This is a genomic window from Streptomyces sp. NBC_01142 (assembly GCF_026341125.1).
In the GTDB taxonomy this organism is placed as follows: domain Bacteria; phylum Actinomycetota; class Actinomycetes; order Streptomycetales; family Streptomycetaceae; genus Streptomyces.
On sequence record NZ_JAPEOR010000001.1, the window covers coordinates 1945417 to 1971689 of the forward strand.

General features: G+C 72.9%; 21 protein-coding genes. 7 read left to right on the top strand and 14 right to left on the bottom strand.

Annotated features, from left to right (window positions below; all coding sequences use genetic code 11):
- Positions 1-48: 48 nt before the first annotated feature.
- The 9 genes from OG883_RS08930 to OG883_RS08970 form a co-directional block, all read right to left on the bottom strand.
- On the bottom strand, positions 49-981 hold the full coding sequence (locus OG883_RS08930) for an NAD(P)-dependent oxidoreductase (RefSeq protein WP_266537359.1): 933 nt from the start codon (positions 979-981) through the stop codon (positions 49-51).
- Complete coding sequence (locus OG883_RS08935; RefSeq protein ID WP_266537362.1) at positions 978-2096, bottom strand: cytochrome P450; 1119 nt, start codon at positions 2094-2096, stop codon at positions 978-980. The genes OG883_RS08930 and OG883_RS08935 overlap by 4 nt, the downstream gene beginning before the upstream one ends.
- The gene (locus OG883_RS08940) at positions 2093-2848 is read right to left on the bottom strand and encodes a glycosyltransferase family 2 protein (protein ID WP_266537365.1); all 756 of its coding nucleotides are present in this window, start codon (positions 2846-2848) and stop codon (positions 2093-2095) included. The genes OG883_RS08935 and OG883_RS08940 overlap by 4 nt, the downstream gene beginning before the upstream one ends.
- A complete protein-coding gene (locus tag OG883_RS08945) occupies positions 2845-3681 on the bottom strand; it encodes a YhjD/YihY/BrkB family envelope integrity protein (RefSeq protein ID WP_266537368.1) in 837 nt (278 codons plus the stop codon). Before OG883_RS08945 ends, OG883_RS08940 begins: the two co-directional genes overlap by 4 nt.
- Positions 3678-5204 (bottom strand): class I adenylate-forming enzyme family protein, encoded by a 1527-nt coding sequence (locus OG883_RS08950; RefSeq protein WP_266537371.1) that lies wholly within the window; start codon positions 5202-5204, stop codon positions 3678-3680. The genes OG883_RS08945 and OG883_RS08950 overlap by 4 nt, the downstream gene beginning before the upstream one ends.
- Before the next feature lie 271 nt (positions 5205-5475).
- Positions 5476-6231 carry a glycosyltransferase gene (locus tag OG883_RS08955; RefSeq protein ID WP_266537373.1) on the bottom strand — a complete coding sequence of 252 codons (756 nt, stop codon included), beginning with the start codon at positions 6229-6231 and terminating at the stop codon, positions 5476-5478.
- Entirely contained in the window at positions 6228-7250 is a 1023-nt protein-coding gene (locus OG883_RS08960; protein ID WP_266537376.1) for a 3-oxoacyl-ACP synthase III family protein, read from the bottom strand. Before OG883_RS08960 ends, OG883_RS08955 begins: the two co-directional genes overlap by 4 nt.
- Positions 7251-7402: 152 nt before the next feature.
- Positions 7403-9016, bottom strand: a complete 1614-nt coding sequence (locus OG883_RS08965; RefSeq protein WP_266537379.1) for a hypothetical protein — start codon at positions 9014-9016, stop codon at positions 7403-7405.
- A gap of 11 nt (positions 9017-9027) precedes the next feature.
- Positions 9028-9417, bottom strand: coding sequence for a VOC family protein (locus OG883_RS08970; protein ID WP_266537381.1), 390 nt, complete (start codon positions 9415-9417; stop codon positions 9028-9030).
- Between the two features lie 58 nt (positions 9418-9475).
- On the opposite strand from OG883_RS08970, the gene OG883_RS08975 reads away from it, so the two are divergent.
- The 3 genes from OG883_RS08975 to OG883_RS08985 all read left to right on the top strand — a co-directional run bounded on the left by OG883_RS08975 (position 9476) and on the right by OG883_RS08985 (position 12419).
- Complete coding sequence (locus OG883_RS08975; protein ID WP_266537383.1) at positions 9476-10126, top strand: nucleoside/nucleotide kinase family protein; 651 nt, start codon at positions 9476-9478, stop codon at positions 10124-10126.
- A 58-nt stretch (positions 10127-10184) separates the two neighbouring features.
- Positions 10185-11159 carry a hypothetical protein gene (locus OG883_RS08980; protein ID WP_266537385.1) on the top strand — a complete coding sequence of 325 codons (975 nt, stop codon included), beginning with the start codon at positions 10185-10187 and terminating at the stop codon, positions 11157-11159.
- A 138-nt stretch (positions 11160-11297) separates the two neighbouring features.
- On the top strand, positions 11298-12419 hold the full coding sequence (locus tag OG883_RS08985; RefSeq protein WP_266537387.1) for an aminopeptidase P family protein: 1122 nt from the start codon (positions 11298-11300) through the stop codon (positions 12417-12419).
- Positions 12420-12548: 129 nt separating this feature from the next.
- Here OG883_RS08985 and treZ read toward each other — a convergent pair whose 3' ends face one another.
- Positions 12549-14294 (bottom strand): malto-oligosyltrehalose trehalohydrolase, encoded by a 1746-nt coding sequence (gene treZ / locus OG883_RS08990; protein ID WP_266537389.1) that lies wholly within the window; start codon positions 14292-14294, stop codon positions 12549-12551.
- Positions 14295-14397: 103 nt separating this feature from the next.
- Between treZ and OG883_RS08995 the strand changes: the two genes are divergently transcribed.
- Positions 14398-15768 carry a GH1 family beta-glucosidase gene (locus tag OG883_RS08995; RefSeq protein ID WP_266537392.1) on the top strand — a complete coding sequence of 457 codons (1371 nt, stop codon included), beginning with the start codon at positions 14398-14400 and terminating at the stop codon, positions 15766-15768.
- Here OG883_RS08995 and OG883_RS09000 read toward each other — a convergent pair.
- Positions 15757-17031, bottom strand: a complete 1275-nt coding sequence (locus OG883_RS09000; protein ID WP_266537395.1) for an MFS transporter — start codon at positions 17029-17031, stop codon at positions 15757-15759. The genes OG883_RS08995 and OG883_RS09000 overlap by 12 nt on opposite strands.
- A 145-nt stretch (positions 17032-17176) precedes the next feature.
- Positions 17177-18067, bottom strand: coding sequence for a GNAT family N-acetyltransferase (locus OG883_RS09005; RefSeq protein ID WP_266537398.1), 891 nt, complete (start codon positions 18065-18067; stop codon positions 17177-17179).
- A 360-nt stretch (positions 18068-18427) separates the two neighbouring features.
- Between OG883_RS09005 and OG883_RS09010 the strand changes: the two genes are divergently transcribed.
- The gene (locus OG883_RS09010; RefSeq protein ID WP_266537400.1) at positions 18428-18976 is read left to right on the top strand and encodes a DUF1707 and FHA domain-containing protein; all 549 of its coding nucleotides are present in this window, start codon (positions 18428-18430) and stop codon (positions 18974-18976) included.
- Positions 18977-19159: 183 nt separating this feature from the next.
- Positions 19160-21352, top strand: coding sequence for an MMPL family transporter (locus OG883_RS09015; protein WP_266537401.1), 2193 nt, complete (start codon positions 19160-19162; stop codon positions 21350-21352).
- Positions 21353-21407: 55 nt separating this feature from the next.
- Here OG883_RS09015 and lpdA read toward each other — a convergent pair whose 3' ends face one another.
- Positions 21408-22823, bottom strand: coding sequence for a dihydrolipoyl dehydrogenase (lpdA, locus tag OG883_RS09020; protein ID WP_266537404.1), 1416 nt, complete (start codon positions 22821-22823; stop codon positions 21408-21410).
- A gap of 91 nt (positions 22824-22914) precedes the next feature.
- Between lpdA and OG883_RS09025 the strand changes: the two genes are divergently transcribed.
- The gene (locus OG883_RS09025) at positions 22915-23862 is read left to right on the top strand and encodes a LysR family transcriptional regulator (protein WP_266537406.1); all 948 of its coding nucleotides are present in this window, start codon (positions 22915-22917) and stop codon (positions 23860-23862) included.
- Positions 23863-23924: 62 nt separating this feature from the next.
- Here the strand turns inward: OG883_RS09025 and treY are convergent, their stop codons facing one another.
- Positions 23925-26270: a malto-oligosyltrehalose synthase gene (treY, locus tag OG883_RS09030; protein ID WP_266537408.1), complete on the bottom strand. Its 2346-nt coding sequence runs from the start codon at positions 26268-26270 to the stop codon at positions 23925-23927.
- Positions 26271-26273: the final 3 nt, after the last annotated feature.

Sequence of the window (26273 nt, forward strand, 5' to 3'; positions counted from 1 at the left end):
GCGGATCTTGAGGGGCTGTGGGGGCTGCTGGGGGCGACGGATGCGGACTCATGTGCGCGCGGCCCCGGTGCTGTCCGCAAGGTAGTCCTGCAGCGTCCGGCGCGGAGCCCAGCCCTGTGACCGGGCCCGGGTCACATCCAGCACCACCGTGTGGGCCAGCTGATCCACCGCATAGCGGCTGAGAGCAGGTTCGGCGGAGCCGGGGCCGCGGCGGGCGAGGGCCTCGGCGGCGCGTGCGGCGGTGCGGGCAACGCCCAGTGGGAGATGCCGAATCCGCGCCGTGACGCCGTGGGCCCGCAGCACCTGTCGTACGGCCGCATCACGGTCGTACGGGACGGCGTCGGCCACGTTGTACGCCCCCGGTGCCCAGTCCGCCGCCGCCAGGCAGGCGTCGGCGAGGTTCTCCACCGCCGTGAGGCTGAGCCGGACGTCGGGGCCGGGCAGCAGCAGCGTCCGGGCGCGGACGCGGGAGAGCAGCCGGGGGAGGAGCTGGCTGTCGCCCGGACCGTAGACCGCGCGCGGCCGCAGCACCACCGCGCCCGCCGCGAGGGCGAGCGCTTCGCCCGCCGCCTTGGTCCGGCCGTAGGCGTTCAGGTGGCCGGTGCGCGGATGGTCTTCGCCGACCAGGCTGCGGTCGCGGCGCGGGTCGTAGACGCTGGCGCTGCTCACCCAGACCACGGGCCTGCCGGCCGCGGCCTCCAGCAGCCGTGCGGTGCCCTCGACGTTGACCGCGTGCATCCCGGCCTCGGCCGGTGAGCCCGGTACGGGGTCGCCGACCGCCGCCGCGCAGTGCACGACGAGGTCGGTGCCCGCGAAGTCCGGGACCGTGCGGGCGGCGTCCCAGAAGCGGTGTTCGCCCAGCGGCCCCGGCCTGCGGCCGACACAGACCACGTCCGCTCCCGCGGCGGCCGCGGCTCTGGCGACATGGCCGCCGCAGAAGCCGCTCGCCCCGGTGACGGCGATGCGCGGCCGGGTCGTCATGGGCGTATCTCCGCTCGCAGGGTCAGCGACCGCCAGCCGGGCAGGGCGGCACGCCGGTCGACGCGGGCCCGCACCACGACCGGCCGGTGCGGGGCGAGCGCCGCCAGGGTGTCGGCCAGCTGTACGCGGGCGAGCCGGGCGCCGGGGCAGGTGTGCGGACCGGCGCCGAAGACCAGGTGGGCGAGGTCCGGTCCGGCGGGGCGGTGGGCGTCGGGATCGCGTTGGTGCGCGCCGACGGCATGCCGGGCGACCAGCAGCAGCCGGTCGCCGGAGCGGACCGGGCAGCCGCCGACGGTGCCGTCCGCGGCGGCGACCCGGGGCAGCAGCGGTGAAGGCGCAGTGACCCGCAGCAGCTCGTCGGCCAGGCTCTGGCGCAGCGTCTCGTCCACGGCCTGGTCCCACAGTCCGGCGTCCGCGCACCAGGCCGCGGCCCGCGGCAGACCGGCGACGGTCGTGTTGACGGCCGCCACCGCCACCATCGCGGACAGCGCGTCGTCCGCGGTGCCGAGAAGCTGCTGGAGGCGTGCGGTGGCGCGGGCCGTGGCGGCCTGCGCACCGGGGCGGCCGGGGCCGGGCAGATGGGCTCGGACAGAGGCGGCCGCGGCCTCGGCGGCGGCGTCCGCCACCGCCGCCGGATCGGCATCCGAGCCCAGCAGTTCACAGACCACCGAGCCGGACATCTCCCGCGCGAGGTCCACCAGGTCCACCTCGCCGCCCTGCGCGAGCGGCGCGAGCCGCCGCACGAGCAACGGCTGCCACATCGCACGCAGTTGCTCCACCCCGGCCGTGCCGAGGTCCCCGGCGAGACCGCGCCGTCCCGCCCGGTGCACGCTGCCCTCCTGGTCGAACAGCACACCGCCGTGCCGTGTCCCCGCGGTGGAGAGTGCGGCTTGCGCCGCGCCGCCCGTCGTACCGGCCGCCGTACGGTCGAGCGGCAGCCGGGTCAGCGCCTCGCGATAGGCGTCGGGGTCGTGCACCAGCAGCGTCCGCCCGATCCTCCGTACGGGGCGCCCGCGGGTCGCGGCGAGCAGCGCGAACAGCACGGGGTGGCTGCGCGCATAGACCCGGCGGTCGCGGCGGCGGGCTCGCGCCGGGCTGGGGGCCTTGGATGTCATCGGACGTGTACCTCCGTGAGGTCGGCGGGCCGGTAGCGCCGGTCCCAGTACCAGAGCAGGGTCCGGCGCGCGCCCCAGGAACGCAGTCTGCGCAGGCTGTTGTGCACCACCAGGTGCTCGGCGCGGACGATGCGATCGCTGTGCTCCCGGGCCCGGTTGAGCAGGGCCACGTCCTCGGACTGCTCATGCAGCGGTACCCGCAGCGCGCCGCCGCAGCGCAGATAGAGATCGGCGGTGATGGCGAGGTTGTGGCCGTGGCACAGGACGTACGGGGTGCGGTAGCGCGGATGGCGGTGTTCCCTGCGGTAGCGGCCGTACAGCGCGGTCAGCCGGATCAGCGCGGGCAGCAGCCACGCCTCCGCCGGGCCGGGCCGCTCGTCGGGGCGCGGCACGCTGCGGCCGCAGGCCATCTCGGTGCCGCGCCCGAACTCCGCCTTCGCCACGGCGGTCCAGTCCGGGGCCGGCAGACAGTCCGCGTCGGTGCGCAGCAGGTGGCGTGCGCCGCTGTCGATGGCGTACCGGAAACCGGTGTCGGCGGCAGCACCCGCACCGGGCTGCGCCTCGCCGACCAGTTCCACGGAGAAGGGCGCGGTACGGGCGAAGTTCCGTACGACGCCCGCCGTGTCGTCGGTGGAGCCGTTGTCGACGACCACCAGCGAGAACCCGGTGTCCTGTTGGGACGCGAGCGCGGCCAGGGTGTCGCCGATCGAGGCCGCCTCGTTGTAGGCGGGAATGACGACCCACAGTGTCAACTCTTGCTCCCGGGTTCAGTGGTGGGGGAGGTGGCCGCCCAGGCGACGGCCCTCAGCAGGACCCGCGCGCACAGGCCGCACCAGATCAGCAGCCCGACCAGGAGCCCGGCGGAGCGGTACAGCTCCTCGTGGAGTGCGGCGGTCGCCGCGAGGTAGTGACACCCGGCGAGAGCGAGCAGCTGACACACCAGTGCCGCCACCAGCGCCGCACGCAGCGCGACGGCCGCGGTCGGCCGCCCGGGCGCGGGCCACGGGGCGTACCGCAGTACGGCCGTGAACAGCGCCCACAGTGCCGGGAGGGCGAGCACCGGCCCGCCCACGGACACTGCCACGGCGACGGCCGCGAGGCAGCCGCACAGCCCCACCGCGAGCACGGCGTCGAGCGCCGCGTCGCGGAAGGGATTGCCGCTGCCCGCGTTCTGTCCGCACATCGCCCTGACCCCCGTGCGCAGCGCCCGGGTCAGGCGCACCACTGCCCAGCCGAGGGCGAGGGCAAGGAGCGGGCGCCAGTGTGCCGCCTCGGTGGGCAGCCGGGCGGCCGCCGCGGCGCCCTCCGCGGGCAGCATCGCCTCGGTGAGGTCCCCTACGACGCGGTGGACGGCTGCCTCCCCCGCCCCGGTCCCGCCGGCGAGGGATGCCAGCAGGAGCACGGCCGGGGCCGTCCCGACCAGCAGCGCGTACGTCAGCGCTCCGGCGAGTGCGTCGCCGTTGGCGGAGGTGTAGCGGCGGTGGGCGACCAGGACCCGGTCCCCGGCCGGGCGGAGGGCGCGTAGGGCCGGGCGGAGGGCGCGTACGGCCGCGCTCGTGTGCGGGCGGAGGGCCGGGGCGCTCACGCGGGGCCGTCCGTCCGTGCCGCCGTGCGCGGTGCGGTGGCGAGCCCTGCGGTGGCGAGTCGTGCGGTCGCGAGTTGTGCGGTCGCTGCCCGGTCCGGCTTGCGGGAGCGGCCGGACAGGGGGATGTCCGCGAACAGCAGGGCGTCGGGGCGGGCCGTGCCCATCCGCCGCAGCGGGCCCGACAGGGCGCTGCGCAGCTCGCGTTCACCGGCTCCGTGCTGCGGCTGTACGACGGCGACGAGCCGTTCGTCGCCGTCACCCGCCGGTACGCCGACGAGTACGGCCAGCTCCACACCCGGCACCTGCAGGGCGGGCTCGTACAAGCCGGGATATATGTTCTCCGCCCGGCGCAGCACCATGTCCTTGCAGCGGCCCTCGAGGACGATCCGGCCCGTGCCGTCCAGATGCGCCCGGTCGCCGGTACGCACCCAGGGATCGGGATCGTCGCCGAGATAGCGGTGCCGGGCCGCGGGCCCGGCCAGCAGCAGCTCTCCGTGCTCGTCGGGCTTGGCCTCGACGCCCGGCAGCGGGGCACCGACGAGGTCGCCGGCGCCGTCGAACGCGGCCTTCTCCCGCTCCTCGACGGCGGCGGCGGGAAAGAGCTCGGTGAGCGCATAGACGCCCCACGCCTCCGCCGCGCCCGCGCGCCGCACCCGGGTCAGCAGTTCGGCGCTCGCGGGAGCCGAGCCCGTCCACACCCTCCCCGTGAACGCGGCCCCTGCCCGCAGCGCGTCGCGCAGCTGCGGCGGCGTCAGATACGTGCCCTGGGGGCGCAGCCGGTGCAGCTGCCGCGCCAGTACCTTCGGGGAGCGCGCCGGGAGGGCGACGGGAGCGCCGTGCGCCAGGGACGGAACGAGAACGAAGAAGGTGCCGCCGAGCACCGGTTCGTCCGGCCGTGCTCCGAAGAGCGAGGAAACCGTGCCCATCCCGGCGGCCAGGCTCGCCCGGGTGTGCACCACGGCGCGTGGCCGGTCGGTCGTACCGGAGGTGAAGACGATGACCGCGTCGCCGTCCCCGTGGTCCGCGCCGGGGACGGGGACGCCGAGCCGGGGCGCCGTCGCGTCGAGCCGGGGCGCGCAGCCCGGGAGCCGGCGGCCGACGGTGGCCACCGGACCCAGCTCGCCCAGGTCCGGCAGGGCGAGCCGGGCGCGGCGGGCCAGCGGACGGGCCCAGCCCGCGACGGCCTGCGCGGTGGCGTCGGCCAGGACGAGCGAGGGCCGGGCCAGCGCGAGCCGGGCGCGCAGGACCTCGGGGCCCGCGCCGGGGTCGAGAACGGCGCCGCGCAGCCCGAGCCGCCACAGGGCGAGCAGAACGGCGAGCGCGCGCGGCCCGGGGCGTACGGCGACGCCGACGGTGTCCCCGGCGCGCAGCCCGCGTGCGTGCAGCGCGGCGGCATACGCGTCGGCCAGCTCGGCGAGTTCCCCGCGGGTCGCGCGGACCCGGGGCGCGCCGGTGCGGGTGGCGGCGAGCACGGCGGGGCGGTCGGGGCGGGTGCGGAGTGCGTGGTCGAGGCGGTCGAGCATCGGGGGCGGGTCCTCTCCGTGCGGTGTGCGCGATGTGTGCGGTGTTGTGCCGTGTCGGGTGGGGCGGGTCGCCTGCGGCGGGCTGTTCCCCCACCCCGCCCCTTCCCGAACCCGGGCTCCGCCCCAGACCCCTGTACGGCCTTCGGCCGTGTCCTCAATCGCCGGACGGGCTGGATCGCAGCCCCGCCGGCGATCGAGGCGCGGGGTCCGGGCGGAGCCCCAGCCAGGGGGCGGGGCCGCAAGGGAAGGGCGGGAGGGGAAGGACACCCCCTCAGCGAGGGTCCTCCCCGTGCCGCCCCGGCCCCCGGTCCAGGTACCAGCGCGCCGTGCCCGCGATCCCGTACGCCCGCAGCCGCCGCGTCGAGTTCTCCACGACCATCTCCCGTGAACGAACGATCCGCGTGGTGTGCCGGCGCACCGCATTGAGGAAGAGACGGTCCGTCGGCGAGGGCCGCCGCGGCATGCCGCCGACCTCCAGATACAGCCCTGCGGTGATGGCCATGTTGTTCCCGGCGTGCATGCGGTACGGGGCCAGATAGCCGTTCCTGCGGGCATGCGCCGGGCGCAGCCGCCCGAACAGCGCGGCAAGCGTCACCATCCCGGCGAAGCAGGCCCGGCCGAGCGGGCCGTGTTCGTCGCGCCGGGCCACAATCCGCCCGCAGACCAGCCGCTCGCTCCCGCCGTGCGCCAGCGCGGCCCGCGCGGCGGCGGTCCAGCCGGGGCGGGGCAGGCAGTCCGCGTCCGTACGGGCGAGCAGCCTCGCGCCCCGGTCGATCGCGTACCGGAAGCCGGTGTCCACGGCGCACCCCACGCCCTTCTCCGGCTCCTCGATCACCTCCACCGGGAACGGCGCCTCCGCGGCGAACTTCCGGGCGATGGTCCCGGTGCCGTCGGACGAGCCGTTGTCGACCACGAGCAGCGTGAAGTCCTTTTCCCGCTGCGCGGCGAGCGCCCGGAGCGTCGCACCGAGGCGTGCCGCCTCCTGGTGGGCGGGCACGATCACCCACAACTCGTCCTGGCTGCTCAAGACTTCTCCCAGATCATCGTCATGATGCTGATGCCGCCGCCGAGCCCCACGAAGAGCACCCGGTCCCCGGGACGCAGCTCACCGTGCACCCGCTCCAGCTGCACGCCGATGCTTGCGCTGGCTATGTTGCCCAGCTCGGGAACGGTGACCACCAGCTTCTCCTGCGGCACCCCGGTGAGCTCCGCGAAGCGCTCCAGATACGGCACCGTCACCTGGTGCACCAGCACCTTGGCGACGTCGTCCCAGTCCATCCCCGTACGGTGCAGTGCCCGGTCGATGACGGCCGTTCCCACCTTCTCGAACACACCGCGCAGCTCCCGGCCGTCGCCGCGGAAGTAGGTGTACTCGTCGCCGCGCGGATGCCGGGAACCTCCGCCCGGTATGCCGCCGACCTCCCAGTGCTCGGAGCACGTCTCGGTGTCCACGTCGAGGATCCCGCCGCGCTCCACGGCCTCCAGTACGACGGCCGCCCCCGCGTCGCCGAAGGTGTAACCGGCGAACCCGTCGCGGAACCCGGCGAAACCGGCGGGTGCCCGGTGCATCGCCCGGCTCGGGGTCTCCCCGGTGACCACCAGGGCCCGGCGCGCCCGCCCGGCGAGGATCATGACGCGGGCGAGGTCGATCCCGTTGACAAAGCTGTTGCAGGCATTGGTGACATCCAGTGCATGCGCCTTCGAACCGAGCTCCGCCTGCACGATGTGCGCGGTGGCGGGCTCGACCATGTCACGCGACGCGGAGGCGAACAGCAGCAGGTCGACATCGAGCGGATCGAGCCCGGCCGCGGCCAGCGCCCGGCGCCCTGCGCCCACAGCGAGCGTCGAGGCGAACACGCCGTTGCCCGCGATACGGCGGGTGGCGATGCCGGTGGCCTGCCTCAGCAGCGTAGGCGGCAGCGTGAAGCCGCTGTTTTCGGCCACCTCCTGCTGCAGGCGGTCCGACGACAGGACCTCATCGGGCAGCAGGCTGCCGACGGCGGTTATCCCGACCCGCTGCTGCGGATCGCTCATCTGTTTGGGCATGGGTAGATGATTTCAGGTCATCCGTGGCCCGGGCCTGAGTACCCATGCTCAGATCAACAGACCGGTCGGGTAAGCACGCGCGCGGAGGGTGGCCGTCGCCGGAGGGGGAGGCCGAGGGGAGGGCCGGGGGAGGGGCGGAGGCCGGGGACCGCTCACTCCGCCGCGGCCGCGCGGTTCTTCAGCTGGGCTACGGCCCACTTCGCTTCCCGGGACAGGGCATTGAGCTCCTCGCGGTTCTTTCTGTGGAACTCCTTGCCGATCAGTGTGAGGAGGACCTTGGTGTGCGCCATGGCCTCCAGGGCGAGGTCCCTCTCGCCCGACTCGACGGCGCTCAGGACGAGCCGCAGATGCTCCTTGACGATCGTCTGGCCCAGGCCGAGCCGGTGCCACTGCTCGGCCGTCGTGTCCTTCGGGGGCGCCTCGAGCCCCCGCGCCGACCCGGGCTGTTTCCCGGAGCCGACGGGCCGCGGACCAGGCTTGTCGACACCGAGCGGACCGGGTTTGTCGACACCGATCGCCGTCCGCACCCGCCCCAGCGCCCGCCACGCGGCCGCCAGATCGCCCGCACTCCTCTCCAGCCGGGCCAGGCTGTGGCCCGCCATCGCCCGGTCCCACGCCGTGTCCTTGAGCGACACCACATTGCGCTGTGCCCGCGCGGCCTGCGCGAAGGCGCCGAGCTGCTCCAGCTCACGGCTCAGCGCGCTCAGCCGTTCCGCGTCCGGCCCGGTGTCGTCCAGCATGCGGATCAGCGCGATCCGGACATGCTCGCTTCGCCCCTGACGGCGGGCCAGGCCGGTCCAGGTGAACTCCGGCTCCTGCGCGGGGTCCTGCCCGAAGCGCGCGATGTCCAGCGAGCGCGCCCATGCCGCCATCGGGGCAGGTGCCCCCGGCAGCTCCCACAGCCCGCTCCGGATGTGCGGGCTCGTCTCGCGGACCGCGTGGAGCAGCGGCAGATCCTCCGCCAGTCCGTGCACGGCGATCAGCACCGCCGCGAGCCGCAGTTCCTCACTCATGTTCCCGGCCTCGGCCTCGGCCCTCAACAGGCGGCGCAGCAACGGGAGATCACCGTCCCGCCGGTCGTACTGCGCGGCCCGCAGCACCGTCGCCCGGCGCACCGCCTCGCCGGCCACCGTGTCCCAGGGCGCGCGGTCCGCCCGCATCCGGGCCAGGTCGGCCCGGCCCGGGGCGAGGACGACGTCCCGCAGCGGCGTACGCACACGGTCGTGCAGCACCTTGTATGCCATCAACTCCCGTGCGCTGAGCAGCACATGATCCGGATCGGTACGCAGCAGAGCGCCGTGCAGCCGGCCGATCAGCTCGACGGGGGAGCGCTCCGGCAGCCCCAGAGCCGTACGCAACTCGGCCCGCCCGGAGTCCCGTTCAGGCCCGTACGAGGAGCGGATCCCGTGCTCCAGCTCCACGATCTCCGCAACCAGCCGCTCCTCGCCGTCGACCGGCGCGAGGTGCACACAGTCGTACCAGCCGGGCAGCCCGACGATCACCTCGAGCGCCTCCGCGACGCTGTCGCCGAGCAGTCCCGCCTGTCCGTCCGGCGAGGCGTAGAGCACCGGACCCCCACCGCAGACGAAGAACGTGCCGCCGGTGTCGTCGCCGGCTATCGGCTCCAGCGTGGCGCCCGAGGCCAGCACGGCCTCCTCGGCATGCTCGGCCCGCCGGAGGTCGAAGTGGAAGGGGAACGCGGCCAGTCCGGCCAGGCGCGGCTGCTGCCTGAGCAGTTCCAGGGTGCGGTCGGTGCGGTCGGTCATGCCCCCGAACGCTACTTGGGCTGCAGCAGGTCCCAGCGGTTGCCGTACAGATCCTCGAAGACCGCGACCGAGCCGTACGTCTCGTGCCGCGGCTCCTCCAGGAAGCGGACACCCGCCGCCGTCATCCGGGCGTGATCGCGCGCGAAGTCCTCGGTGTGCAGGAAGAAGCCGACCCGGCCGCCCGTCTGCGCGCCGACGCTCGCGCGCTCGGCCTCGTCCTTGGCGCGGGCCAGCAGCAGCGCGGTGCCGTGGCCCGTACCGGGCGGGCGGACCACCACCCAGCGCGAACCGTCCCCGCGGTCGGTGTCCTCGACGAGCTCGAAGCCGAGGGAGCCGGTGTAGAAGGCGAGGGCCTCGTCGTAGTCACGGACGACGAGGGTGATCAGAGCGATGTACGGCATGCACTCCACGTTATACGTATGACTGGCGAAGGTTCAACGCGATGGAACAATGCGCACCATGCATGCGCCGCCGCCCCCGCCACGACCGCAGTACCCACCGCACCTCCTGTACCGCGTCCGCGACCTCGCTGTCCCCGGCCGCCGTCTCGTCCTGGGCATCGCTGGAGCCCCCGGGGCCGGGAAGTCGAGCCTCGCGGCCCATCTCGTCGACTCCCTCGACGGACTCGCCGTCCTCGTCCCCATGGACGGCTTCCACCTCGCCCAGGCCGAGCTCCGGCGCCTCGGCCGCGCCGACCGCAAGGGCGCCCCCGACACCTTCGACGCCGCCGGGTACGCCGCCCTGCTCGCCCGGCTGCGCGCCCCCGCCCCGGGCGAGACGGTCTACGCCCCCGCCTTCGACCGCGCCCTGGAGGAAGCGGTCGCCGGCAGTATCCCGGTCCCCGCCGACGTTCCCCTCGTCGTCACCGAGGGGAACTACCTCCTGCACGACGAAGGCCCCTGGGCACAGGTCCGCCCGCTGCTCGACGAGGTCTGGTACCTGGAGATCGACGACGCCGTACGCGTGAGCCGCCTCGTCGACCGCCATGTGCGCTTCGGGAAGCAGCGGCCGTACGCAGAGCGCTGGGTCCAGGAATCCGACGAGCCCAACGCCCGGCTGGTCGCGCGCGGCCGCAACCGCGCCGACTTCGTGGTCACACAGGCCCCGTAGCCCGCTGGACGCGGTCGGTACGCTCGGAGTCCTGGCACCCGAGTGAAAGGCGGCTGACGTGGGGTTGTTCCGGCGAGGGCCGAAGCGTGACGGACGCGATGCACCCCGGGACCCCGAGTTCTCCTTCTTCTCGGCCGACGAGGGGGCACGGTTCCGCGCCCAGGTGCGGGCAGCCTTCGCCGAGAAGGGCCTGGAGGTGACCGTCTACGCGGATGTGGTCTCCGACAGCGGGGGCCGGCAGTTCGGGCTCGGCAATCTCGCCGCCGTCTGCCACAACGACGACCGCGGACCGCGGGTCTGGCCCGAACTGGTCCGCCAGCACGTCGGGATGGTGCTGCGCACGATGGAGGCGCCCTCCGCGCTGGACACCCTGCCGACCGAGCAGATCCGCGCCCAGCTCTACCCCCGCGTCATCGGCGCCGACGGGCTCAACCGGGAGAACTTCGCCTACGCGCGTCCGGTCGCCCCCGGTCTGTACGAGATCCTCGCGCTCGACCTCCCCGAGAGCGTCATGATGCTCACCGACGAGGCCCTGGAGCCGCTCGGGGACCTTCAGTACCTGCGCGAGCAGGCCCTGTACAACCTCAGAGGGCTGCCCGTCGAGGGGCACGAGACCGTCAAGGACTCCGAGGGCATGCGCTTCGAGGTGGTCCTCGGCGACTCCTTCTACACCGCGAGCCGGGTCCTGGCGCTGGACACCCTGGTACTCCAGGTCACCGGCGAGCAGCTCACCGCCGACGGAGCCCTGGTGGCGCTGCCCTTCCGCCACCAGATCGCCTTCCACGCCATCCACGACACCGGCATGATCTCCGCACTCAACGCCATGGCCTCCTTCGCCGCCACCGGCTTCGAGGACACCCCGGGCGCCATCAGCCCGTACGTCTACTGGTGGCGCGAGGGCACGCTCACGCAGCTCAGCGACCGCGAGGAGGACGGCGAGGGCCTGCGGATCGTGGTCGGTGACGACTTCCAGGAGCTGCTGGAGCGGCTGCTCGCCCAGGAGAGGCGGGACCGCGGCACAGGCGACGGCTGAGCGCTCGCGCCCTCCCCGCCCTCCCCGCAGCCCCCGTCCTCCCCGCAGCCCCTGCACTCCCCGCAGCCCCCGTCCTCCTCGCACTCCCCGCCCTCCCCACGCTCGCGCCCTCCCGCGACCTGGGGGCAGGATGGCTCCATGTCCACGATGCCTGCGCCCTTCACCGCCGATGACTACCGAGCCCGGATGACCCGCGCCGCCGAGGCCGCCGCCGACGCGGGGCTCGCGGGCGTGCTCGTCGCGCCCGGCCCCGACCTGGTGTATCTCACCGGCTACCGGCCGGCGGCCACCGAGCGCCTCACGCTCCTCGTCCTCGCCGCAGGCCACGACCCGGTCCTCGTCGTCCCCACGCTCGAGGCACCGGACGCCGAGGAGGCCCCGGGCGCGTCCGCGCTCACCCTGCGCGACTGGACCGACGGCAGGGATCCGTACGCCGTCACCGCGCCGCTCCTCGACGGCGACGGCCGCTTCGGGGTGAGCGACAACGCCTGGGCGATGCACCTGCTCGGACTGCAGAAGGAACTGCCCGGCACCTCGTACGTGGCGCTGACCGAGGCGCTGCCGATGCTGCGGGCGGTGAAGGACGAGCGGGAACTGCTCCGCCTCGAAGCGGCCGGGGCCGCCGCCGACGAGGTGTACGGCGAGATTCTCCAGGTGCGCTTCGCCGGTCGCAGGGAGACGGACATCGCGTCCGATCTCGCCGCGCTGCTCATGCGGTTCGGCCACTCCCAGGTCGACTTCACGGTCGTCGGCTCGGGGCCCAACGGCGCCAACCCGCACCACGAGGCGGGCGATCGCACCATCGCCGAGGGCGACATGGTCGTGCTCGACTTCGGCGGCCTCAAGCACGGCTACGGCTCCGACACCTCCCGTACCGTCCATGTCGGCGAGCCGTCCGTCGCCGAGCAGCGCGTCCACGACGTCGTACGGGAGGCGCAGCAGGCCGGTTTCGGGGCCGTACGGCCGGGGGCCTCGTGCCAGGACGTGGACCGTGCGGCGCGCGCGGTGATCACCGAGTTCGGGTACGGCAAGAACTTCATCCACCGCACAGGACACGGCATCGGTGTCACCACCCACGAACCCCCGTACATGATCGAGGGTGAGGAGCAGCCGCTCGTCCCTGGCATGTGCTTCTCCGTGGAGCCCGGGATCTATCTCCCGGGCCGCTTCGGCGTCCGTATCGAGGACATCGTCACGGTCACCGAGGACGGCGGCCGCCGCTTCAACAACACCCCGCGCGAGATGGCTGTCGTGGAGTAGGCCGCGACGTGGGCAGCGCGGATCGTGGTGACTCCGGCGCCGCCGGAACGGCCGGGACCGAGTTGCTTCATGACGGCGACAGCAGAAGGTGGAGCGCGCTCGAAGGCAAGGGGTTCTCCCGCCGTCGGATCAGTCGTCGGCCAGGACGACACACGACTGCGGCGGCAGACGCAACAGGCCGTCCGCGCCCGGTGGTTCGACCGGTTCCCAGGCCGCCAGCACCCGGCCGCGGCCGCCCAGCGGGATCACGGCCGGCTCCTTCGCGAGATTGACCGCGATCCGCGCGTCGCCGCGCCGGTACGCCAGCCAGCGCGCCTCGTCGTCGTACGCCACCTTCACCGCCGCCAGATCCGGATCGGTCAGATCCGACTGGGTACGGCGCAGGGCGATCAGGTCGCGGTGCCAGGCGAGCAGCCGGGCATGCGGCTCCCGGTCCCGCTCGGAGCGGTCCAGGCAGGAGCGCTCCCGGGTCCCCGGATCCTGTGGGTCGGGAATGTGCTCCTCGGCCCAGCCGTGCACCGCGAACTCCCGCCGTCTGCCGCTGCGTACCGCCTCGGCGAGCTCCGGGTCGGTGTGGTCCGTGAAGAACTGCCAGGGCGTGCGGGCGCCCCACTCCTCGCCCATGAACAGCATCGGGGTGAAAGGACCGGTCAGCACCAGCGCCGCCGCGCAGGCCAGCAGCCCGGGGGAGAGAGTGGCCGAGAGCCGGTCGCCCAGCGCCCGGTTGCCGATCTGATCGTGCGTCTGGGCGTAGCCGAGAAAGCGGTGCGCGGCGGTTCTCGTCACGTCGACGGGCCGGCCGTGGACGCGGCCCCGGAAGCTCGAGTACGTGCCGTCGTGGAAGAAGCCACGGGTGAGGGTCTTCCCCAGGGCCGCCAGGGGAGCGGTGGCGAAGTCGGCGTAGTAGCCCTGGGACTCGCCGGTCAGAGCGGTGTGCAGGGCGTGATGGAAGTCGTCGTTCCACTGGGCGTGCAGACCGAGCCCGCCCGCCCGGCGCGGCGACGTGGTCCGTGGGTCGCACAGATCGGACTCGGCGATCAGGGCCAGCGGGCGGCCGAGTTCGCCGGAGAGCGCGTCGACGGCGGTGGAGAGCTCCTCCAGGAAAGGCAGCGCACGCGTGTCGGCGAGGGCGTGCACCGCGTCCAGACGCAGCCCGTCGAGGCGGAAGTCACGCAGCCACGCCAGTGCGCTCCCCAGCAGATAGGCGCGGACCTCGTCCGAGCCCGGGGCGTCGAGGTTGACCGCCGCGCCCCAGGGGGTGTGGTGCGTGTCGGTGAAGTACGGCCCGAAGGCGGGCAGATAGTTCCCGGAGGGGCCGAGGTGGTTGTGGACCACGTCGAGCACCACCCCGAGGCCGTGGCCGTGCGCCGTGTCGACAAAGCGCTTGAGCGCCTCCGGGCCGCCGTACGGTTCGTGCACCGCCCACAGCGACACACCCTCGTACCCCCAGCCGTGCACTCCCGGGAAGGGGCAGAGCGGCATCAGCTCGACATGGGTGATCCCCAGATCGGCCAGCTCGCCCAGCCGTTCGGCCGCGGCGTCCAGCGTGCCCTCGCGGGTGTACGTGCCGATGTGCAGCTCGTACAGGACGGCGCCGCCGAGCCCGCGTCCCGCCCAGTCGCTCCGCCAGGAGTACGCCCCCGGGTCGACCACCGCGCTCGTGCCGTCAGGACCTTCCGGCTGACGGCGCGAGCGCGGATCGGGCAGCACGGGCCCGCCGTCCAGAGCGAAGCCGTACCGCGCGCCCCCGGCCGCCTCGGCCTCCGTGCTCCACCAGCCCGCACGCCCTTCGGCGCGCTCCATGGGAAGCTCCGCGCCCTCCAGCCACAGCGCGACCCGGTCCTCGGCCTGCGGCGCCCACACCTCGAACAGCACTGGCGGTCCCCTCGTCGTCGATGCACTCGTCGATGCCCGGCCACCATCCTGGCAAGACCGGGGTCTGGAAGCGGTGTCCTTGCGGCCATTAAGGTCACGAACCATGTCGCCGCTGCCGTCGTCGCCGCTGCCCGCCTTCCCGCCCGGTTTCCTCTGGGGTGCGTCCGCCTCCGCCTTCCAGACCGAGGGAGCCGCCGACACGGAGGGCAAGGGGCCCTCCGGATGGGACGCCTTCGCCGCCCGGGGCCGGATCAAGGACGGTGCCGACGCCTCCCGCGGCACCGGCTTCCACGCCCGCTACCGCGAGGACGTCGCCCTGCTCGCCGGACTCGGCGCGGACGCCTTCCGCTTCTCGGTCAGCTGGCCGCGCGTCGTCCCCGGTGGCAGCGGCCCGGTCAACACCGCCGGGCTCGACTTCTACGACCGGCTCGTCGACGAACTCTGCGCCCACGGCATCACACCCGCCCCCACCCTCTACCACTGGGACACCCCGCTCCCGCTGGAGGAGGCGGGCGGCTGGCTCAACCGGGACACGGCCGCCCGCTTCGCCGAGTACGCCTCCGTCGTCGCCGGACGGCTCGCCGACCGCGTACCGATGTGGATCACCATCAACGAACCGGCCGAGGTCACCCTGCTCGGCTACGCCCTCGGCGAGCACGCGCCCGGCAGGCAGCTGCTCTTCGACGCGCTGCCCGCCGCCCACCACCAGCTCCTCGCCCATGGCCTCGCCGTCCAGGCGCTGCGCGCCGCGGGAGCGGCCCATATCGGCATCGCCGTCTCCCACTCGCCCGTACGGACCGCCGGGACGAGCGAGGAGGACCGCTTCGGCGCGGAGCTGTACGACACGGTCACCAACTGGATGTTCGCCGAGCCGCTCCTGAACGGCCGCTACCCCGACGAGAACTTCGCCGCCCTGATGCCCGGTCCGGTCGCCGAGGACCTCGCCGTCATCTCCGCTCCGCTGGACTGGTACGGCGTGAACTACTACCACCCCATGCTCGTCGGCGCGCCTTCGCCGGACGCCCTCGGCACGTTCGCAGGCCTCGGCATGCCCGCCGGACTGCCCTTCGGGCTGCGGGACATCGAGAGCGACGAGCGCACCGACTTCGGCTGGCCGGTCGTCCCCGACGGACTGCGCGAGCTGCTGGTCCTCCTCAAGGACCGGTTCGGAAAACGGCTGCCGCCGGTGTACATCACCGAGAACGGCTGCTCCTACGACGGTCTCGACGACCAGAGCCGTATCGCCTTCCTCGACGCCCATCTGCGGTCGCTGCACCGGGCGATGGACGCGGGCGTCGACGTACGCGGCTACTTCACCTGGTCGCTCACCGACAACATCGAGTGGGTCGAGGGCGCGGCCCAGCGCTTCGGTCTCGTCCACGTCGACTACGAGACGCTGGAGCGCACGCCGAAGGCGTCGTACGCCTGGTACCGCGACGCGATCGCCGCCCAGCGGCCGGCCTCACGGCACTGAGCGGATCCTCCACACCAGCACCCCGCCGAGGGCGGTCACCACGGTGGCGGTCAGATACAGCCCGGCGTACCCGCCCGCGTACGCGACGATCGGCGCGGCCAGCGCCGGGCCGAGGACCTGCGGGGCCGAGTTGGCGATGTTGATCACGCCCAGATCCTTGGCCCGGTCGCCCGCCTGCGGCAGCACCTGAGTGATCAGCGCCTGGTCGACCGCGATGTACACCCCGAAGCCGAGCCCGAGCAGTGCCGCCGCGCCCATGGCCACCGGCCAGGTGTGCCAGAACGTCAGCAGCAACGAGGCCGCCGCCATCACCACGGAGCCGGCCGCCACCAACATCTTGCGCCGCCCCAGCCGGTCCGACACCATCCCGCCGGTCACCGCGGTCACCACCACGCCCGCCGTGTAGAGCAGCGTCAGAATCAGTACGCCCTCGTCCGGATCGGCGTAGTGCACCGCGTCCTTGAGGAAATACAGCAGATAGAGCGTGCCCATCGCGTTCCCGAGCATCACCAGAAAACGGGTGAGCCAGGCCCACCCGAAATCCGGATGCGCCCGCGGGCTCACCCAGAAGTCCTTCAGTCGCACCGACTCCCTTGCGCGGAGCGGCACTTGGGGGTCGGGCGTCAGGAGTACGAAGGGCAGCGCGCACAGCACGACCAGTACCGCAAGCAGTAGATAGCCGGCCGCGATCCCGGTCACCACCATGGTGACCAGCAGTGCGCCGGTCACCAGGCCGAGTGTCTGCGGGATCCCGATGAAACCGGAGACCGCGGCCCGTTGGCGTACCGGTACCTGGTCGGGCACGACGGCGTTCGTCCCGGCGAGCATGGCGTTCAGGCCGAACTGCGCCAGACACCAGCCGAGCGTCACCCCGACCACCGTCGTCTGCACCGAGGTGACCGTGAGCCCCACCGCGCCCAGCGCCGCACCGCCCAGGATCCACGGGTGGCGGCGGCCGAAGCGCCCGCGCGTACGGTCCGAGAGCGCACCCGCGAGCGGATTGGCGACGACGGCGACCAGGGCCCCCACCCCGGTCGCCCAGCCGAGCGCGATCTCCTTGCCCGACGGGGCGAGTGCATCGATCTGCTCGGCCAGCAGCACTTGGATCGGGGTGAGGAAGGCCATGTACAGGCCCAGGTTGGCCAGGACGAGACCGGATACCCAGCCGCCGCCGACGCGGGTGCGCGGCTCTGACTCCGGCCCGGACTGCGGCTCGGAATCCGACTCCGGTCCCGGCTCCGACTCCGGCTCTTCGGTCAGCATGGGCCGCTCGCCATCAGCTCGGCCGGCGCCGGTGGCGCGGGGGAGCCCGGAGCTTACGGACACCCCCGCGCGTCATCAATACCCAGGGGGCGTCTTTCGGATCTTGCCGGGCTCGCCTGATCCGAAGTCACCCCCTGGGAACCACCTACGACCCCGGGACGAAGTGGATCCGTTCCTGCACGACCGGATGCCCGGCCTTGGTGAAGTTCGCGGCCATCGGGAAGTTGCCCTGATCGGTCGCGCCCGCGATGAACTCAGCGCCCTGCTCGGCCAGGAAGTGCGTGCACTCCACGAGCAGGTCGTACGCATAGCCGTGGCCGCGATGCTCCGGTACGACCCCGATGAAGCCGACACACGGCCCCGACGGGTTGTGCGCCGGGATATGGATGCCGACCAGCTCACCCTCCGGTGTGTGGGCGAGCTGCCACCACTCGCGCGGCGAGGGGCACCAGTGGAAGAAGTCCAGCTCCTCCTGGGCGGCCTGGTCCAGGCCCCCCTCGGCGATGGCGCGCAGCGCGTGCGTGTCGAGCGTGGCGGAGTGGATCCGGCGCAGCGCGTCGAGGAACGCGGCGTCGTCGGGCTCCGGCCTGAACTCCAGCCGCCCGGGCCGCTTCGGCAGTTGGCACTCCGGTGTCCACCGGTACTGGTACCGCTCCACCAGGACCTTCATCCCGGCCGCCGCGGCGGCACGGGTCCTGGCCTCGCCGGCCGCCAGGGCCGCCGGGTCCTCGCGCCAGTTGGCGGGCAGGATCAGTTCGTACTCGACCTGGAACGGCGAGGTGCGCAGCAGCTCGGCGCCCGCCTCCTCCTCGCCCTCGGCGACGTCGAACCAGTTGACGTTGACGGGACTTTCGTCGTCCGGGCCGCCCCACCAGGCGGCTCGCGCGACGACCTTGCCGTCGCGCAGTGCGACCCGCTTCCAGTCGGGGCGGTGTGTGGCAAGGGCCAGCGCGCTGCCCACGCCGAGCGGGTCGGGCAGGGTGTCGAAGAGATGCGCGTCGCTCGAGGTGAGCGCGCGGATGACCAGATCGGTCATGGGAGAAGTCCTCCGGGAAGAGATGTGCGGAATGCGCTCCCGGTCAGACAGCGAACGCCGGGCGGACGGGGCGGGAGCGCGGGAATGGTGTGTTGGACACTGCTCTCGCCTCCTTCCGTCGGTCTCGGGCGTCGTGATCACGTTAGACGGCAACCGGCGGAGCCGTCCAGCGGTTTCCTCAGCCTTTCAGGAGCCCTTCGGGCCCATTTCCAGGTGCCGCCGATCGCGGGTCCGAACGCGCGGCGACCTCCCCACGGAGAGCGGAACAGATACTTCCGCGCAGGTCAGAAGCCGCGCCGGACGGACAGGAACGCCGCTTCATCTGGACACCCCGGCCCCTTCGGCCCGACAATCTCGAATGTGACGTCGTCTTTCGAGTTCCACACGTATCCCGCCCGGCTCTCCGATGCCGAGCGCGACCGTGTCCTCGATGTACTCAGAGAGGGCGCCGCACAGGGCAGGCTGTCGCACGAGACATTCGTGCACCGCATGGAGTTGGCTCTCGGCGCCCGCAGGTCCGAGGAACTGCGGGCACTCACCGCCGACCTCGAGACCGAGAGCCGCTGGTCGCGGCGGCTGTACAGCGCGGTGGGCAGGATATCCGCGTTCTCGGTACGGCTGCGCAGGGCCTGGCAGGCCGAAAAGCTGCCGCCGCTGCTGCTGCCCGAACCCGCCCCGTACCCCCTGCGGATCGGCCGCGACCCGGCGAACGGGCTGCGGCTGAGCCATGACACGGTCTCGCGCCTGCACGCCGAGCTGAGCAGGCAGGGCAGTCTGTGGATCCTGCGCGACCTCGGCTCGACCAACGGCACCACCGTCAACGGACGTCGGGTGACCGGATCGGTCGTGGTGCACGACGGGGACATGGTGGGCTTCGGACGGATGAGCTTCCGTCTCACCGCGCGCTGAATCCGCGCTGAATCCGCGCTGAATCCGCGCGGGCCCGACCGGGACCGGCAACGGGTAACCTCACGCACGGGGTAGGGCCAGCCCCAGGGCGATACGCCTGTGGTCACCAGTGACCTGGATACACCCCCGGCGGGACGCTGATCACGTAACAGCAGATCAGTTGTCCCCAGGGGAGGTGCCCGCATGCCGGGCAGAAATCCGATCACGGTCCGTACGGCGCGCTGGTGCGCCATCCATCCATGGCGGGCGGTGGTCGGCTGGCTCGTGTTCGTCGTGCTGTGTATCGGCGCGGGTGCCGCGGCAGGCACCAACAAGGGGAAGTTCGAGGACTTCTGGGTCGGCGAGGCGGGCCGCGCCGAGGCGATGGCCGCCCACAGCGGGCTCACCCCGGCGCCCGTGGAGCAGATCCTCATCACCGCACCGGGCGGCAGGCTCGACGATGCCGCCGCCGACGCGGCAGCGCGTGAGGTCGGCCGGCGGATGGACGGACTGCCCGCCGTCGTCTCGGTCGCCGACCCGCAACGGGCGCGCGGCGGTGAGGCGCTGATGGTCGCCGTGACCCTGCGCGGGGACAAGGAGACCGCCAAGGAGGACGTCGACGCGCTGCTGAAGCAGACGGAGGCCGTCCAGGGCGCGCACAAGGACCTGCGGATCGAGCAGACCGGCAGCGCGTCCATCTCGAACGGCGTCAACGACAAGCAGGGGCAGGATCTGCAGCGGACCGAGATGATCAGTCTCCCGGTCACGTTCGTCATTCTCTTCGTCGTCTTCGGGGCAGTGCTCGCCGCAGGTATCCCGGTGCTGCTCGCACTCTCCGCCTTCGCCGGCGCGGTGGGCCTGTACGGGATGGCGTCCTGGGTCTTCCCCGACGCGGGCGGCGCGGCGCTCAGCGTCATCTTCATGCTCGGCATGGCCGTCGGCGTCGACTACTCGCTCTTCTACCTGAAGCGGGCCCGTGAGGAGCGCGAACGCAGCGGCGGGACCATCAGCCACGCAGCGGCGGTCGAGCTCGCCGCGGCCACCTCCGGCCGGGCGATCGTCGACTCCGGGCTCGCCGTCGCGCTCGCCCTCGGCGGCCTCTATCTGATGGACGACGTGATCTTCTCGTCCATCGCGACCGGGGCGATCCTCGTCACGCTGGTCGCGGTCGTCGGATCGCTGACCGTACTGCCCGCGCTGCTCACCACGTTGGGCCGACGCATGGACGGGCGCCGCGGCACCCGGCGCCGTCGCCCGGGACAGGCGGGAGGGACCGCACAGGCGGGAGAGAGCCGTGTGTGGGCCGCGATGCTGCGGCCCGTCATGCGCCGCCCGCTCGTCACCCTGCTCGTCGGCGTCGCCGCGACGGCCGCGCTCGCCCTGCCCGTGCTCAACATGACGCTCGGTACGGAGGGCAAGGAGACGTTCCCCGACAGCCTGCCGGCAGTCGCCGCGTACGACCGGCTGACCGACGCCTACCCGTCCGAGGGGCCCGCCCATCTTGTGCTCCTCAAGGCGGACGACCCCGCCACCGGACTGCGGCAGCTCGCCGAACGCACCCAGGGCGACCCGCTCTTCGCGCACGACCGCGCACCGCAGGTGACCCTCTCCAAGGACGGAAACACCGGGCTGCTGCGGCTGGCGGTTCCGTACGCACAGAACTCCGACGAGGCGACCCGCTCGCTGGAGCGGCTGCGCGACGAGCTGATCCCGGCCACGGTGGGCCGGACGACGGGCGCGGAGTTCGCCGTCAGCGGCGAGATCGCCGCCGGCGCCGACTACGCCGAGCACCAGGAGAACCGACTTCCCTGGGTGATCGCCTTCGTCTCGCTGGCCACCCTCCTCGTCATGTACGCGGCCTTCCGCTCCCTGGTCCTCGCGGTTCTCGGCGTACTGCTCAACCTGGCAGCGGTGATGGTCTCCTGGGGCGTACTGACTCTGGTCTTCCAGGGGACCTGGGCACAGGGGCTGCTCGGCTTCGAGTCGGTCGGCTTCGTCGGTTCACGCACGCCGCTGCTGGTCTTCGCGATCCTGGTGGGGCTCTCCACCGACTACCAGATCTTCGTGGTCAGCCGGGTCAGGGAGGCCGTACGCAGAGGCATCCCGACCCGGCAGGCGGTGGTCGACGGGATCGCGGGCTCCGCGAGCGTCGTCACCAGCGCCGCCGTGATCATGGTGTCGGTCTTCGTCAGCTTCCTCTTCATCGACCGGATCGAGATGAAGCAGATCGCCGTCGGGCTCACGGTGGCGGTGCTGTTCGACGCGATCGTGCTGCGGGCGCTGATCCTGCCGGCCGCGCTGGCGCTGCTCGGCGAGCGGTCCTGGTGGCCGGTCAGGCCGGGCGCGGAGGCCGCAGGGCCGCAGGCGGTCCGGCTGACGGCGAACTCCGCCGGCTGAGGCGCGCACACCACCGGCTGACGCGCGGTCCGTCGGCTGACGCCTCCGCGCCGCCTCACTGCTGGTGCAGACCGCGGCCGGCCAGCGTCAGGAACGTCTCGCCGACCGCTTCCGAGAGCGTCGGGTGGGCGTGGATGTGCCGGGCCACGTCCGACGGTTCCGCGTCCCACCCGACGATCAGCTGGCTCTCGGCGATCATCTCGGAGACGTTCGGGCCGACGAGATGCACGCCGAGCACCCGGCCTTCCCGCTCGGCGACGACCTTCACCACACCTCCCTGGCCGTGCACCATGCCCTTGGCGACCGCGGTCAGGGGCATGGTGTTGACGCTCACCTCGATACCGCGGGCGCGCGCCTCCGCCTCGCTCAGACCTACTGCCGCGGTCTGCGGCGAGGAGTACGTGACCCGGGGGACCGCGGCGTAGTCGACCGGCGGGGACGAGAGACCGGCCAGCGTCTCGGCGACCAGCAGCCCTTCCGCGAACGAGGCGTGGGCCAGTCCCAGTGAGGGCGGCGGCAGCAGATCGCCGACCACATGGATGCCGGGGACGGCGGTCTCCAGCCGGGACCAGTCGGCGGGGGCGACGTATCCCCGCTCGTCGGCGGCCAGTCCGGCCCGCTCCGGGCCGAGGCCGTCGGTCACCGGGACGCGGCCCACCGCGACCAGCAGCCGCTCGGCCTCGACGGCGCGGGTCTCGCCGCGGGCGGTGCGGACCGTGGCCCGTATGCCGTTCTCCAGTACCTCGGTCTCCAGCAGCCGCGCATCCACCTGCACATCGATGCCACGCTTCTTCAGCCCGCGGGTCAGGTGCCGTGACACGTCGGCGTCTTCGAGTGGTACGAGTCGCTCTGCGGCCTCGACGAGGATCACCTCCGCGCCCATGGAACGGTGGAACGAGGCGTACTCCACGCCGATCGCACCACCGCCGAGGACGAGGACCGACTGCGGGAGGCCGGGTGCGAAGAGGGCGTCGTCGCTGGTGACCACGCGGTGCCCGTCCGCCTGGAGGCCGGGCAGCATCCGGGGCCGGGACCCGGTCGCCAGCACGATGCCGCGGCGCGCGCTCACCTCGCCGTACCCTTCGATCCGAACCGTTCTCGGGCTCGTCAACTCCGCGCTGCCGCGCACCACTACGACCCCGGCGTGCGACAGATGCCCCTCCACACCCTTGTGATTGCGGGAGACGATGTCGTCCCGTGTGGCCACCAGCGCGGACCAGTCCACGGAGTCGACGCTCGCCTTCACACCCCACCGGTCACGGGCCTCCGCGATGCCGTCGACCAGTTCGGCGGCGTGCAGCATCGCCTTGCTGGGGATGCAGCCGCGGTGCAGGCAGGTGCCGCCGACCTTGTCGCGCTCGGCGAGGACGACCTCGAGGCCGAGGGCCGCGGCGCGCAGAGCGGTGGAGTAGCCACCCGTGCCGCCGCCGATCACGATCACATCTGCTTCGTTTCCCTGGCGCTGTGTCATGCCCCCACACTCCGGCAGGCTCTTACCATGCGTCCAAGGCAATGTTCTTGTGGCTTCGATGCACAGTCTTTATGGGGGACGGGATCTCGGGATGAGCCTTCGGCAGATGGAGTACTTCCTCATGGTCGTCGAGGAGTCCTCCTTCACCCGTGCCGCGCAGTCGCTGCACGTCACACAGCCCGCGCTGTCCCACCAGATCAAGGCGCTGGAGAAGTCGGTGGGCGGTGAGCTGCTCGAACGGATGACGCGCGGCGTACGGCTCACCGCGATGGGCCGCGCCTTCCTGCCGCACGCCGAACTGGCTGTCCGCAGCGCGGCGCAGGCGCGGCGCGCGGCCCGGGCGGCTGCCGGTGCTGAGGGCGGCGAACTGCACATCGCGGCGATCCACGCGGTCGCGGTGGGCGTACTCCCGGAGGTCTTCGCTCGCTGGCATCGCGAGCACCCCGGCGTCGCGCTGGTCCTGCACGAGTACGGCACCACCGAGGCGCTGGAGGAGCAGATCGAACGCGGCACGGCAGACCTCGCGGTGGGCCCGCCGCCTCGGAACTGGCAGGGGCCCGTCGTCCAGGTCGCCGAGGAGGAGATCGTCCTTGTCGTCCCCTTCGACGACCGTCTCGCGGGCCGTACGTCGGTCCGCCTCGAAGAGCTCGCCGACCACACCTGGGTGCGGTGTGCGATGGAACCGGTGGTGGAGGGTCAGGCGTTCCTGAACTGGGCGTGCGGGAAGGCCGGCTTCACCCCTCGTACGGCGGTATGGACCGAGCACACCTCTACGGCGGTGCGCATGGCGGCCGCGGGGGTCGGCATCGCGGTCGCGCCCTCCCATGTCCTGCGGGGAGCGGTCGGTGAGGACTGCGTGGTCCTGCCGGCGGACCCGCCGTGGCGGCGGGCGATGACCGTCTTCTCCCGGGTGGAACTGACGGGCGCCGCGGCCGCCTTCACCGACCTGCTGCGCACGTCACTGCCGTACGGCGGGACGGTGTCGTCACCCGTGCGGGCGTACCCGGACTGCGACGCGGACGCTTCGGCCGTCGCCTGACGGCCCGGGTCCCCGCCCGCTCCCTGCGTCGTTTCCCATCCGGATCAACCGAATCAACCGGGTCATCCGGACCTGCGGCCGAGCAGTGCCACCGGACGGTCCGCGAACAGCTCGGCCAGCCCCACGGACCCGCCCCCGAACTCCCGTTCCGGAGCGAGCAGATCAGTCCACCGGCCCCGCGGCAGCGTCAGCTCCGTCCCCGCCCAGCCGCCCGCCCCTGCCGCCGTGTCCGCCAGCCGCAGCGAGAGCCGGGTGACGGCCGTGACGACCTCACCCGAGCGGCAGAACGCCAGGCAGTGGTCCGCGGCCGGTCCGCTCGCGTTCAGCGCCTGGTACGTCCCCGACTCGCCGAAGACCTCCGGGCGTTCCCGGCGCAGCCGCAGCGCCGCCTTCATGAGCACCGTCTTCTCGTTCGGCGGGCCCTCGCGGAACGGCTGCCGGTTGTCGGGGTCCACCAGAGCCAGGTACTCCCGCTCCGTGCCCTGGTACACATCGGGCACCCCCGGCATCGTCAGCTGCACCAGCGCCGCACCGAGCACATTGGCCCGGACGTACGGGTCCAGCTCACGCGCGAAGAGCGCCATCGAGTACAGCGGCGGGCCGGCCGGCCCCGCGCCCACGAACGCGGTGAGCGCCCGCTCGTAGACCGGGTCCGGCTCCGTCCAGCTCGTGTACAGCCCCGCCTCCCGCGCAGCCTTCAGCAGCGCCGTCTCCAGCCTGCCGCCGTGCGGAAAGCCGAACCCGGCCGCGGTCTGCCAGGCCACCCACGCCAGATGCGGATCGGGAGCACGCCCGCCCTCGAGGCGCCCCGCCTCCTTCGTGATGCGCCCCAGGATCTCCGCCCACCGGTCCGGGCACTCGGACAGGACGGCGATGCGGGCCCGCACGTCCGCGCTGCGCTTGGTGTCGTGCGTGGACAGTACGGTGCCGGTGGCCGGCCAGTCGCGCGCCAGCCGTGCGCAGTACGCATGGAACTGCTCCGGGCCGACCGCCGGGTCCCCCGGATCGCCGCCCACCTCGTTCGCCGACAGCAACGGCGCGTACCGGTAGAAGGCCGTGTCCTCCACGGACTTGGCGCGCAGCGCGGACGCCGTCTGGGCGAAGCGCGTACGGAACCGGTCGTGGTCCGGTCCGTCGCCGAGCCGCCCGAGCGCCAGGTCCCGCACCACGTCGACGGCCCCGGCCTCCTCGACTACCGCGAACGCCGCCTTCGCACTGAGCGCCGCCTCTGCGGGCAGGGCGTCCTCGCCGCCGATGCGGTACGGGCGGTACACGGGGACCCGCACCAGCAGTTCCCGTACCGCGGCCCGCAGCGCCCAGGGGGCGTGGTCGCGCAGTGCGGGGTCCGCGGCGCAGACCCGCTCCGCCAGCCGGGTGAGCGCGGCGGTCTCGGCGGCCAGCTCATAGGTGACCACCTTGTACGCGGCGCGGCGCACCGTCGCCTCCCAGAAGCCGCCGCGATCGCCTGGGGGACCCGCGAACTCCCGGTACTGTGCGGCCAGTTCGGTCACCCCCGCCGGATCGGTGAACAGGCCGTCGATGTGGCGCAGCGCGTCGTACCCCGTCGTGCCCGCGACGGGCCAGCCGGCGGGCAGCCTTTCGTCCCCGGTGAGGATCTTCTCGACGACGGTCCAGCACGCCCCGCCGGTCGCCTCGCCCAGCCGCCGCAGATACTCCTCGGGGTCGGCAAGACCGTCCGGATGATCCACCCGCAGGCCCTCCAGCACTCCCTCCCGTACCAGCTCCAGGATCTTGCCGTGGGTCGCCCCGAAGACCTCCGGGTCCTCCACCCGTACCCCGATCAGGTCCGAAATGGTGAAGAACCGGCGGTAGTTGAGCTCGGTGCGGGCCAGCCGCCACCACCCGAGCCGGTACCACTGGGCGTCCAGCAGCTCGGGCAGCGGCAGCTCCCCGGTGGACTCGCGCAGCGGAAAGCGCTGCTCCCCGTAGTGCAGTACGTCCCCCTCCACCCGCATCCCGCCCATCTCGTCGCCGACCCGGCCCGCGAGCACCGGCAGCAGAACCTTTCCGCCGCCCGCTTCCCAGTCGATGTCGAACCAGCGGGCGTACGGCGACCGTGGTCCTTCGCGCAGCACCTCCCACAGGGCGTGGTTGTGGCGCGGCGCGGCGGCCATATGGTTCGGGACGATGTCCAGGACGAGTCCGAGACCGTGCTCGCGTGCCGTGCGGGACAGCTCCCGCAGGCCCTCCTCGCCGCCCAGCTCGCCCCGTACCCGCGTCGGGTCGACGACGTCGTAGCCGTGCACCGACCCCGGCACCGCCTCCAGCACCGGCGACAGGTGCAGATGCGAGACGCCGAGCGCGGCGAGGTAGGGCACTGCCCGGGCAGCGGCCGAGAACGGGAAGTCCGGCTGGAGCTGAAGCCGGTAGGTGGAGGTGGGCGTCATGCG

Bases quoted from the DNA above. Each gene is read 5' to 3' on its own strand.
- OG883_RS08975 (WP_266537383.1), top strand. From the start codon at position 9,476: ATGCATGCGCCGCCGCCCCCGCCACGACCGCAGTACCCACCGCACCTC.
- treY (WP_266537408.1), bottom strand. From the start codon at position 26,270: ATGACGCCCACCTCCACCTACCGGCTTCAGCTCCAGCCGGACTTCCCG.
- OG883_RS08995 (WP_266537392.1), top strand. From the start codon at position 14,398: ATGTCGCCGCTGCCGTCGTCGCCGCTGCCCGCCTTCCCGCCCGGTTTC.
- OG883_RS08930 (WP_266537359.1), bottom strand. From the start codon at position 981: ATGACGACCCGGCCGCGCATCGCCGTCACCGGGGCGAGCGGCTTCTGC.
- OG883_RS08950 (WP_266537371.1), bottom strand. From the start codon at position 5,204: ATGCTCGACCGCCTCGACCACGCACTCCGCACCCGCCCCGACCGCCCC.
- OG883_RS08965 (WP_266537379.1), bottom strand. From the start codon at position 9,016: ATGACCGACCGCACCGACCGCACCCTGGAACTGCTCAGGCAGCAGCCG.
- OG883_RS08960 (WP_266537376.1), bottom strand. From the start codon at position 7,250: ATGCCCAAACAGATGAGCGATCCGCAGCAGCGGGTCGGGATAACCGCC.
- OG883_RS08935 (WP_266537362.1), bottom strand. From the start codon at position 2,096: ATGACATCCAAGGCCCCCAGCCCGGCGCGAGCCCGCCGCCGCGACCGC.
- OG883_RS09005 (WP_266537398.1), bottom strand. From the start codon at position 18,067: ATGACCGATCTGGTCATCCGCGCGCTCACCTCGAGCGACGCGCATCTC.
- lpdA (WP_266537404.1), bottom strand. From the start codon at position 22,823: ATGACACAGCGCCAGGGAAACGAAGCAGATGTGATCGTGATCGGCGGC.
- OG883_RS09000 (WP_266537395.1), bottom strand. From the start codon at position 17,031: ATGCTGACCGAAGAGCCGGAGTCGGAGCCGGGACCGGAGTCGGATTCC.
- OG883_RS09015 (WP_266537401.1), top strand. From the start codon at position 19,160: ATGCCGGGCAGAAATCCGATCACGGTCCGTACGGCGCGCTGGTGCGCC.
- OG883_RS09025 (WP_266537406.1), top strand. From the start codon at position 22,915: ATGAGCCTTCGGCAGATGGAGTACTTCCTCATGGTCGTCGAGGAGTCC.
- OG883_RS08970 (WP_266537381.1), bottom strand. From the start codon at position 9,417: ATGCCGTACATCGCTCTGATCACCCTCGTCGTCCGTGACTACGACGAG.
- OG883_RS08985 (WP_266537387.1), top strand. From the start codon at position 11,298: ATGTCCACGATGCCTGCGCCCTTCACCGCCGATGACTACCGAGCCCGG.